Here is a 10,348-nt window from a genome sequence, read left to right as displayed (position 1 = left end):
TTTTAAGTCTTCAAACTATTGATTTGTCTAGGTTCTGAGCGTTGTCGGGGCTTGTTTTCCCTCAACCGCGCATTTACCAATATAGGGTTTTCATTTTCTAAAGTCAACCCCTTTTTTTGAGAAATTTTCTAAAAATTCTATTTTTCGGGGAAAGCAAATTCCTGAACGCTATACGGAAAGAGATTTTAAAAGATTTTCTTCTGAAAAAAAACTGATATGCGTTTTTTGACTCAATTTTTATCCTAATTACAAGTAGTCATTTTTAGAAACTAAAGAGAAATCTCGCATAATTAAGCTGAAACGATTGAAAAACTAGACTAAAAATCTAATTTATGGAGATTTCTAAATAAATAAGGAGTGAAAAAGTCTCACTCCTTGATTTGTTAATTGCTTTTTTGTTTGGACATTGAATGCTCAGCTATACCATTACCGCAGCAGCAGCTTTAACTCCAGTTTGAGGTTGTACCTTGTGTCCTAACTCGGTCAAGGTGGACTCTAAACAAGCAATTCCAGTAAGCACATCACGATCGCTAACAAAGCCTAAGTGTCCAATACGGAAAATTTTTCCTTTAAGATGATCTTGTCCTCCTGCTAGAGCGATATTGTACTTACTACTCATGATTTTTCTAATATCTTCTGCGCTGAGAGGAGACGGCTCGATCGCAGTTACCGCAGTACTAGCACAATCATCGGCTGCAAATAATTTCAATCCTAAAGCTTGTACCGCAGCACGAGTTGCTTTAGTCAAACGCAAGTGACGAGCAAAAATACCTTCTAGGCTTTCTCGTTGCATCATTTGTAAGGCAGTTTGTAAGCCATACATTAGATTAACAGGAGGTGTAAAAGGGGTACTTGCTTTTAGATTAGCCTTTTTATACTTGCCTAAATCCATATAAAAGCGGGGAAATTTACAAGTTTCATAAGCTTGCCATGCTCGATCACTAACACAGATAAAGCCCAAACCAGGAGGTATCATATAACCTTTCTGCGAACCAGACGCGACAACATCTAAATCCAAATCATCAATGGGGATATTGTATGCCCCCAAACTGGTAACGGCATCTACAATACTTAAAGCTGTACCGTGGTCTTTTATATACTTATTAATGGTTTCAAGATCGTTGAGTACTCCTGTAGAAGTTTCAGAGTGAGTAATAATGACTGCTTTGATTTCTTTATTAGTATCGCCTTCAAGATGAGTACGAAATTCTTCTGTATCTAAAGGTTGTCCCCATTCTGCGGTGATTCTGGTAGTGTTTAAGCCAAAAACTTCACAAATTTGCGCCCATCTGTCGCCAAACTTACCATTTACTCCGACTAAAACGCGATCGCCAGGACTAACAAAGTTAATAATACTAGCTTCCATTGCCCCTGTACCTGAAACGTTCAACGAAAGCACTTCATTTTTAGTCTGGTGCAGCCATTTCAAGCCATCATTAATCTCAGCAATAATTTTACTAAAATCACTGCTACGATGTCCTATGGGATGTTTTGCCATAGCTAGTAATACTTTTTCTGGTACTGGGGTAGGCCCAGGAATCATTAACATATGTTTATCTTCCATAAGTCTTACAATAAGCTAATTAATTGAATTACAAGTTGCTCATACTATCTTATTGCTGTTTCTTTCTGCAAGAATATTACGATTTGAAAATTAAAGATTAAAAATTACAAATTAAAGTTAATAAAAACACATTGTTTGTTGTCAATAGATATATATGAAGGGGTATTTTCTGTATAGTTAAAAACTATTTTTTACAATTTTATTGTTGCAACAATAAAATTGTAAAACTGTTACTTTAATAAAAAAATAATGATTTTAAGTAGAGTGACAAAATTAAATGTAACTATGTAAAAAAATGTTAAATAACTTAAAATATTCTGACTCGGTGACATCGTGATTCAGTGACTTCGATTTTAACTTTCTACTTTAATTTGCCCTAGCTATAAAATTTTTTAATTTTCAATGAAATCTCAAAATAATTTCGATCCAGTTACCAAAGCGCAACAAGTTTTATGGTTACTTGTTCCTGCTCCTAGTATGGGAGTAACAATGGCAACATACATCGCTCCTGGAATAATAGGGCAATCTTTCTTTACTCTGACAAAAATCTGGTTAGTATTATTGCCTGTTTTCTGGAGATTAAAAATTGAAAAAAAAGCAATTAAATTACCAAAATAAGCACTAAACAAATTAATTTTGGTTTTATAATAGGTCTAATAATGTCAGTAGTAATTATTCTTAGTTACTGGTTTATTGGTCAAAAATTTTTAAATATTACGGAAGTTCGCAATCAAGCAACAGCAGCAGGAATTACTAAAGCAAGTATTTATTTTCTAGGAGTAATATACTGGAGTTTTATTAACTCTTTTATTGAAGAATGTGTATGGCGAGGTTTTATCTATGGTCAATGTAGATTTTTTCAACCTCAATTAATTGCAATTATTACTTCTGCTTTGTTTTTTACTTTACATCATATTATTGCTTTATTTTTCTATTTACAAAATCCAATTCTGGCAATTGTTAGCTCTTTTGGTGTATTTATAGCAGGTGTTATTTGGTCAGCTTGTTATGAAAGAGCAGGCTTTTGGGCTTGTTATATAAGCCATATTTTAGCCGATTTAGCGATCGCTTTCGTGGGTTGGCATCTTTTATTTGCTTGATTATGTTGAAAGTTTTGTTATTGCAAAAGACTATTATAATGATTGGCTCAAATGATTTCCTTAATTAAGTATCGAATTATAAAAATCGGCTGAGATCGAATTCTTCTTCTTTATTATGAATGGGAAATCTTTCTGCACTTAAAATTAGTAATAAACGCTCTGTGTAATCTACTGCGCCTCGTAATTCTTCTCGTAGTTTTGCTAAACCACCATTAGCATATTCTTCTAAAATAGCAATTCTTTGAACTTCTATCTCACTATTATCCGTTGCTAAGATTTGAGTATCTTGCGTATCAGAGATCGCAATTAAATTAATTACCCATTCATAACCACGAGAGATAAATACTTCTAAACTTATGGGTGCTGGTTCACTTTGGGATATTTCTTGAAGCGGAATTTTTTGGTGATGGCGCATTCCCAAGCTAGCAGCAAAAATCACAATATCGGCATAAGTTTGAAAAACACCAGTTGTTCCTCTGGTATCTAATAATTTTTGTACTAAATCCGCTTTATCTCTAGCCACTTTAACTCTGGGTGATGCCATTTTGTTTAAGACTTGTTTAATCTCTTTTCTAGGTTATGCTAAATCAATAAATGTAGCAATTTATGACGATATGAGCGATAATGAATTGATTTATGGGAAAAAATCGGGTTTTACCCATAAAAATAGAGATTATCACCGCCATTAGAAAGATTTAATTAATATTTCATTGTGTTTTATGTGTTTTATAAGCATTTTTGATATTCGGCTAACTACAAACTTATAGACAGAGTGCCAAAAGTGTTTTTTACTTTATAGAGATAATCTAAAGGCAATTCAAAATGGCTGAAACTCAAGTAACAGTAACTATCCAAAACTTAGCACCAGAGAGTGGAACATTTTTAACACCTTTTTGGGTCGGTTTTCATGATGGAGACTTCGATACCTTTGACCGTCGTAGAACAATTACTCCTGGTTTGGAAAGGATCGTCGAAGATGGTGATACTGCTCAATTTTCAGAAGAATTTTTGACCAGTAGAGATGGCACTGTTGAGGTTACTATTGCAGGAGGAGAAGGTCTTGAAGGAATTATCGATCCTGGAGAAACGGTAACGTCTACTTTTACTCTTGATAGCGAAGCTGATACCAGCCAGTTTTTTAGCTATGCTTCGATGGTAATTCCTTCTAATGATGCTTTTATTGCTAATGAAGACTCTAGGGCGTTTCGTCTTTTTGATGAAGAAGGTAACTTTATCGGCACTGACTTTATCCTTGAGGGAAATCGAGTTCTTGATGCTGGTACAGAAGTTAATGACGAGTTAGCCGAAAATACTGCTTTCTTTTCTCAAGCTACACCCAATACAGGAGAAGATGAAAATGGTGTAGTAGGGGGTCACCCTGGTTTTATTGAAGACGGTAGAATCTTGAGTGAAGATGGCACTACCGAAGGCGCACCAGCAGCTTTTAACAATGCCGACTTTACTGCTGAGGGTTATCAAGTAGCACGTATTACAGTATCTTTAGATGAACGTAGTGAAGAACCACCTCTTCCTCTTGCTAATGTTGAAAGGATTATTTCTATTTTAGATGGAGAACAAGAAGTAGAGGAGGGAGATGCAAATGCTACAGGAACTTCTGCCCTCACCCTTAGTACCACAGGAGACAGTTTGAGATATAGCTTAACTGTTTCTGGTTTGGACTTTGGTGCTAGTGGCTTAATTGAAGGAGGCGCGCAAACAGAAGATACCAGCGATGATGTTACTCGGTTGCAGATCAATAATGCACCTTCGGGAGAAAATGGGGATGTTGTCTTTTCCTTATTTGATACTGTTGAAGCAGAATTAGGTAATGTTTTAGAGATTCCAGGGAACCAGGATGAAGATTTGAATGTGACAGCCAATAGTGATGGCTCAGTAACTCTAACTGGTGTCTGGGAAGAAACTGACCCTGCTAGTACTGCTTTAAGTGAATTTGTTGGCGAAATTAGGGGTGGTGCAGAAGATGAAGATTTAAACCTTTATTGGAATGTTCATACCGAAGAGTTTCCCGCAGGTGCAATTCGCGGACAACTAGCAGTAAATAATGAAGAAGATAATCCTCCTGAACCTGCAGAAGTCATCGTAACTATTGAAAATTTAGCTCCAGAGGGTGGAACATTTTTAACTCCTTTTTGGGTCGGTTTTCATGATGGAGGCTTTGATACTTATGATCGTCGCAGATTGATTACTTCTGGTTTAGAAAGCTTAGTCGAAGATGGCGATACTGCTGCTTTTTCTAACGAGTTTACTGCTAACCAAGATGGTGCTATTGACGGTACTATTGGGGGAAGCGATGGTATTGATGGTCCCATTGACCCTGGAGAAACGGCAACTGCAACTTTTACTCTTGATAGCCAAGCAGATACCAGCCAGTTTTTTAGCTATGCTTCGATGGTAATTCCTTCTAATGATGCTTTCATTTCCAATGGAGGTCCTAGGGATTTTCGTCTTTTTGATGAGATAGGTAACTTTATTGGGGCTGACTTTATTGTTGGAGGTAGTCAAGTTCTCGACGGCGGTACAGAAGTTAATGATGAATTAGCAGAGAATACCGCTTTTTTCTCCCAAGCAGAACCTAACACGGGAGAAGATGAAAATGGAGTGGTAACATTTCATCCTGGTTTTATCGAAGACGGCAGAATCTTGAGTGAAGACGGCACTACAGAAGGCGCGCTAGCAGCTTTTAATAATGCTGATTTTACTACTGAGGGTTATCAATTGGCTCGTGTTACCGTTTCTGCAATAGATGACCCTGTAAATATTATCTCTACCTTAGATGGAGAACAAGAAGTAGAAGCAGGAGATAGTGATGCTACAGGAACTTCAACTCTTACTCTTAACGATACTGGTAATGCTTTAGAATATAGCTTGACCGTTTCTGGTTTGGATTTTGGTGCTAATGGCTTAATTGAAGGAGGCGCGCAAACTGAAGACACTAGCGATGATGTCACTCGCTTACACATTAATAACGCACCTCCAGGAGAAAACGGCGATGTTGTTTTTTCTTTATTTGATGCCGTTGCACCAGAATTTGGGGATGTTTTAGATATCCCAGGCAACCAAGATGAAGATTTAACGGTTACGGCTAATGATGATGGCTCGGTAACTCTGACTGGCGTTTGGGAAAGAACAGATCCTTCCAGTGCTGCACTCAACGAATTTGTCTCAGATATGCGTAATACAGACGCAGGAGAAGAACTCGACCTTTACTGGAACGTTCGTACAGAAGAGTTTCCCGCTGGTGCGATTCGTGGGCAATTAATGCTAGAAGAGGAAGAAATAGAAACTACTGAACTATTTCGCTTCCGCAATACTACCTTTGGTTCAGGAAGTTACATCTATGTTAATGAACAGGAAAGAGATGCTATTCGCAATAATCCCGACTTGAACCAAATTTTTGAACTGGAGGGCGAACAAGAAGATGGTACTATCAATGCTGCTTTTACCGCCAGTGCCAACCCAGGAGAAGATTTCATTGCTCAGTATCGTTTTCAAAATAATCTCTCCCCTGGTAATTATCTGTATGCGGGAGAATCAGAAAGAGAACGCATCAACCAAGACTTTGCCAACGAATTTACTGAAGAAGGTTTAGCCTTTTATGCCTATGAAGCAGGTTCAGGTCAAGGAGCGGAATTTACTCGCTTTCAAAACGAAGATATCCCTAGTACTTATCTGTTTGCAGGAGAATCAGAAAGCGCAAGTATTAGAGAGAATTTCCCTAATTTTATTGAGGAAGGTGTTGCTTTTGAAGCTATTGAAGTAGAGATGTAAAGAAAGGATTAAGAAATAGGAAAAGAGCTTTTCCTATTTCTTTTTTTGTGGATAATTAACATTGAAAATAGATTTCCAAAAAATCAAAATAACACTTTTTTATATGAGATTTTAGAAGAAACCAATGCTATAGAAAACGATTCTAATCTAGGGGATGTCTTGACTAATCAAGGTGAGTTTGACGAAACAAAAAGAAGAGTGAAAAACAAGAAGTTACCGATTCAGTAGCCAAGAGTCAGGAGAAATAGATCAAGTTAATAATAGAAGTAAAAAAAAAGGATTAATCAATTACATAGACTAGATTATTTTGTCAGCTTTCTTTTAAAAATTGATAATTTTAGCTTGTTATATCTGCTATGTTACAGAAAATGTAGCGATCGCTAATTGGCAGGCTTTTACCAACAAAATTTTCAATTTTTTAGTACGAACAGTTTAATATTTCCCCATTAACTATTTTCAATTAGTAATAATATATACTTTTAATCTCTGGGAACTTTTGAGAATTAAGGCGATCGCCAAAGCAGAAATGCCAACACACTTTATTTCGATGTAAAATACAAAAAATTTAAAAAATAAGTATTTTCTTGTACTAATAGTAATTGTAAAAAATTATATCGGGGGTTCTATGGGACAAAATTCACATTCAGAAAATCTGTCAGTGCATCTTGATGAATTTACTCAACAAATGCACCGATTGGGTAAATCAGACAACCCTACATTAATCTCAAAGATAGTCATGAGGTGGACAAAAGGTCAGCCTTTATTGACCAAGAAACTTTTACAATATATTTTACAGTCGAAACAAAAAATTGCTCAAGGAAAAGAAGCACTTGTTATAGAAAAAATTATCAGAAATCGCTTATTAAAAGAGTTTAAACAAGATGATTTGACTTTATCTATCAGAAAACTTTTATATAAGGTTAATTTAGAAGAGGCACTCAAAATAACAAATGGTAAAATAACTGATAACGAGCAAGTTTATTTAAGTGAATTACAAAAAGAATTAGGTTTATCAAATCTACAATGCCAAACTATTTTTAATAGTCTTGCAGGATTTGATGATCTGCCTGATATCGATCCAGATGAACAGGTAATTATAGATAGAAAATCTCAGCGAAAAAGGATTACGCAAGGTAATAATCAGCAAAAAGGTTATAACATAAAGTCAAGTGACTTATTAATTCATCAAACTGCACTTTCTCCAACATTTGATCTAGACAGTAAATATAAAAGAAAAGGTAATATATTTAGAAAACCTTGGTTTTTGTTATTAGTATTTATTCTCGTTTTCTATTTATTAACCAGAAGTATCAATTGGAATCAAAGTTTTCAATCAAACATTGCTACTGAATCCCTCACTCAACAACAAAAACAATGTGTTGACTTAACTAGCCGTCAATCCCCACGCATGAGTTTAGGGGAAAAATTATTAACTCAAGAATACAATCATCTTCAACCCAAAAGTGTCATGCCTTTATATGAAGGTTCGTCTGCTTTTGCAAGATGTGAATTGGTGATAGCGAAAAATAAGTTTCAACAATCTTTAGCTATTAATAAAAATAATCCTGAAGCCTTAATTTATCTCAATAATATTGCAGCAATTACTCAAGATCATCTGAAGATAGCCGTAAGCGTTCCTTTAGGTAAAGATCGAGAAATTTCTTGGGAAATTTTGCGTGGTGTAGCTCAAGCACAAGCAGAAATCAATCAAAAAGGTGGTATCAGGCAAAAACTGCTATTGGTACAAGTTGTTGATGATAATAACGATCCTAAGATTATCGATCGGGTGGCTGAACAATTAGTAGCCGACAAAAGTATTTTAGCCGTAATAGGACATAATGATAGTGATGCTTCGTTAGCTGGTTCAAAGGTGTATCAAAAACATGGTTTGGTGATGATTACTCCTACTAGTTCCTCTACCGAATTATCAGGTATTGGTAAGTATATTTTGCGAACAGCGTTTAGTGTTACAGCCCTTACCAATGCCTTGGCTGATTATGCCTCAGTTAAGTCTTTAAGCAATATTACTATCTGTTTTGATTCTGATAGCTCTGCAAGTACTACTTTTGTTGAGGAATTTGTTTCGGAAATGACAAACGATGGAGCAAGAGAGACCGCAGTTAAGTGTGACTTTGCTCAAAGAGATTTTAACCCTCAACTGGTAGTTCAACAAGCGATCGCTAAAGATTCTGATGCTTTACTATTAGTTCCCTCAGTAAAAAGAATTGTTCATGCCGTTCTGGTGGCTCAAGCTAACCAGCAACAATTACCCTTATTAGGAAATCACACTCTCTATGCTTTTGAAACGATTGAACAAGGACAAGATGCCTTTGCAGAAATGGTTTTGCCTTCTCCTTGGTTATCAGATGCCCATCCCAATAGCAGTTTTCTGAACTCCGCGACAAAATATTGGGGTGGTAGAGTCAGTTGGCGAACAGCGACAGCCCATGATGCAACTTTAGCCATTATCAAAGGTTTAGAAAAATCTAACACTCGTTCCAAATTACAGTCTGTCATGACTAAGCCTAATTTTGTGGTAGATGGTGCAACAGGAAAGTTTTCTTTTAAGCAAGGCGATCGCTTTGGTCAAGTAGATTTAGCTTATATTAAAGAATCAGAGGTAAATTCAGGTAAGTATCAATTTTCTGAGCTTAAATTAAATAAGTAAATGCATAAAACTTTTTATCTGAATTAAAACCGATCTTTATTCTGTAAATTTTTTTAGTTTGCCTAAAGTTAAGTCTTTAATTATATTATTTTACAGTTAAATTTTAGTAAAACGATTTTCTCTAGTAAAATCGTAATTTGGAGTACAGTAGATTGAGCAAAGATAAATTACAAATACCCGATGTTCCTGGGGTTAGCTTAGTTGCTTATTATAGAGAAAAGCCGTTAGAGTTACAGAAATTAATTGTAGATTTACAGGGTATTTTACAAGATTTTTTTGGCAGTGATTTTATCCCTTATGCACTAAAACAGATTCACGCTACAATAATCGGTTGTGAAGGAATTAGAACTGAATTAGGTTTTGTTAATAAATGGTTTTATACTCTAAGAGATGAAATTAAATATATAGATTACTCTGGTTTTTTAAATTATTTTATAAATAATGATTTATTTCCTTTGGATATTTGTTTCGGTAGTTATCAGCCAAATGTTAATTATCAATTTTTAAGTAGAAATCAGCATCCAGGCGATCGCTCTTTCCAATTGCAACTATCTACAGAAAATACTTTAATTCCAACTATGATTGGTTGGTCGTTTCGTAAGCAAATTATTACTACTGATATCAACAGTATACGTCGTGAATTGCAACGGTTTAATTGCTTGCACAAATATCATAAATATCCTCAAGATATTGATAATGATGTTTATTTAAGATTAGGAACAATTGCGGGAAGCTACAATTCAGACTTGATTGCATCTATTACGCAAACAATTAACAACTATCTACAAACCCTGACACCAATCATTATTCCTTTAAGTCAAGAAAAATTAGCAATTGTTAAATATCAAGATTTATCTTTACCTATTTCCACCACAAAAATTTATTCTTTGGCTGATTTAAGCAGCGATCTTAATCTCTTACAACAGCTATATGAATAAAAAATAGTTTATTTTTTAAGAAAAATCTAAGTAAAGTCTCTTAAAAGAAAATACTTAATTACTAATTGAAAACAATCAAGAAAAAATCGCTCTACCCCTGAAATCACTTCCATGTTCATAAATATCCCAGAAATAAAATTTTATTTCAGTGTACCCAACTAACAACAAATAATGTCAGAATAGTGATGTCAAAAAAATGATACTTGACTTCATCTAGTTTGGTTAATCTTCGTTGTTTGTAATCGCGAACCTAGAAGATAGTAACTTAACTTGAGAAATTTTTAGTTGA

General features: G+C 35.1%; 7 protein-coding genes. 5 read left to right on the top strand and 2 right to left on the bottom strand.

Going from position 1 to position 10,348, the window contains the following annotated elements; translation table 11 throughout:
- Positions 1–418 precede the first annotated feature (418 nt).
- The gene (locus H1P_RS12805; RefSeq protein ID WP_144867655.1) at positions 419–1,564 is read right to left on the bottom strand and encodes a pyridoxal-phosphate-dependent aminotransferase family protein; all 1,146 of its coding nucleotides are present in this window, start codon (positions 1,562–1,564) and stop codon (positions 419–421) included.
- Between the two features lie 402 nt (positions 1,565–1,966).
- Between H1P_RS12805 and H1P_RS12800 the strand changes: the two genes are divergently transcribed.
- Positions 1,967–2,182, top strand: coding sequence for a hypothetical protein (locus H1P_RS12800; protein WP_144867653.1), 216 nt, complete (start codon positions 1,967–1,969; stop codon positions 2,180–2,182).
- Positions 2,183–2,223: 41 nt separating this feature from the next.
- Complete coding sequence (locus tag H1P_RS12795; RefSeq protein ID WP_144867651.1) at positions 2,224–2,664, top strand: CPBP family intramembrane glutamic endopeptidase; 441 nt, start codon at positions 2,224–2,226, stop codon at positions 2,662–2,664.
- A 76-nt stretch (positions 2,665–2,740) separates the two neighbouring features.
- Here the strand turns inward: H1P_RS12795 and H1P_RS12790 are convergent, their stop codons facing one another.
- Positions 2,741–3,208 carry a DNA phosphorothioation-associated protein 4 gene (locus H1P_RS12790; protein WP_144867649.1) on the bottom strand — a complete coding sequence of 156 codons (468 nt, stop codon included), beginning with the start codon at positions 3,206–3,208 and terminating at the stop codon, positions 2,741–2,743.
- A gap of 278 nt (positions 3,209–3,486) precedes the next feature.
- Between H1P_RS12790 and H1P_RS38255 the strand changes: the two genes are divergently transcribed.
- From H1P_RS38255 to H1P_RS12775, 3 genes are all read left to right on the top strand, one after another.
- Positions 3,487–6,453: a spondin domain-containing protein gene (locus tag H1P_RS38255; protein WP_246141661.1), complete on the top strand. Its 2,967-nt coding sequence runs from the start codon at positions 3,487–3,489 to the stop codon at positions 6,451–6,453.
- A gap of 625 nt (positions 6,454–7,078) precedes the next feature.
- On the top strand, positions 7,079–9,121 hold the full coding sequence (locus H1P_RS12780) for an ABC transporter substrate-binding protein (protein ID WP_144867647.1): 2,043 nt from the start codon (positions 7,079–7,081) through the stop codon (positions 9,119–9,121).
- A gap of 152 nt (positions 9,122–9,273) precedes the next feature.
- Positions 9,274–10,059 carry a hypothetical protein gene (locus tag H1P_RS12775; protein ID WP_144867645.1) on the top strand — a complete coding sequence of 262 codons (786 nt, stop codon included), beginning with the start codon at positions 9,274–9,276 and terminating at the stop codon, positions 10,057–10,059.
- Positions 10,060–10,348 lie beyond the last annotated feature (289 nt).

This window comes from Hyella patelloides LEGE 07179 (assembly GCF_900659865.1).
Taxonomy (GTDB): domain Bacteria; phylum Cyanobacteriota; class Cyanobacteriia; order Cyanobacteriales; family Xenococcaceae; genus Hyella; species Hyella patelloides.
Note: the sequence above shows the minus strand (reverse complement) of the source record. Positions and strands in the feature narration are given on the sequence as shown.

Excerpts from the sequence above, each read along its gene's own strand:
- H1P_RS38255 (WP_246141661.1), top strand. The coding sequence starts at position 3,487 with ATGGCTGAAACTCAAGTAACAGTAACTATCCAAAACTTAGCACCAGAG.
- H1P_RS12780 (WP_144867647.1), top strand. The coding sequence starts at position 7,079 with ATGGGACAAAATTCACATTCAGAAAATCTGTCAGTGCATCTTGATGAA.
- H1P_RS12805 (WP_144867655.1), bottom strand. The coding sequence starts at position 1,564 with ATGGAAGATAAACATATGTTAATGATTCCTGGGCCTACCCCAGTACCA.
- H1P_RS12790 (WP_144867649.1), bottom strand. The coding sequence starts at position 3,208 with ATGGCATCACCCAGAGTTAAAGTGGCTAGAGATAAAGCGGATTTAGTA.
- H1P_RS12795 (WP_144867651.1), top strand. The coding sequence starts at position 2,224 with ATGTCAGTAGTAATTATTCTTAGTTACTGGTTTATTGGTCAAAAATTT.
- H1P_RS12800 (WP_144867653.1), top strand. The coding sequence starts at position 1,967 with ATGAAATCTCAAAATAATTTCGATCCAGTTACCAAAGCGCAACAAGTT.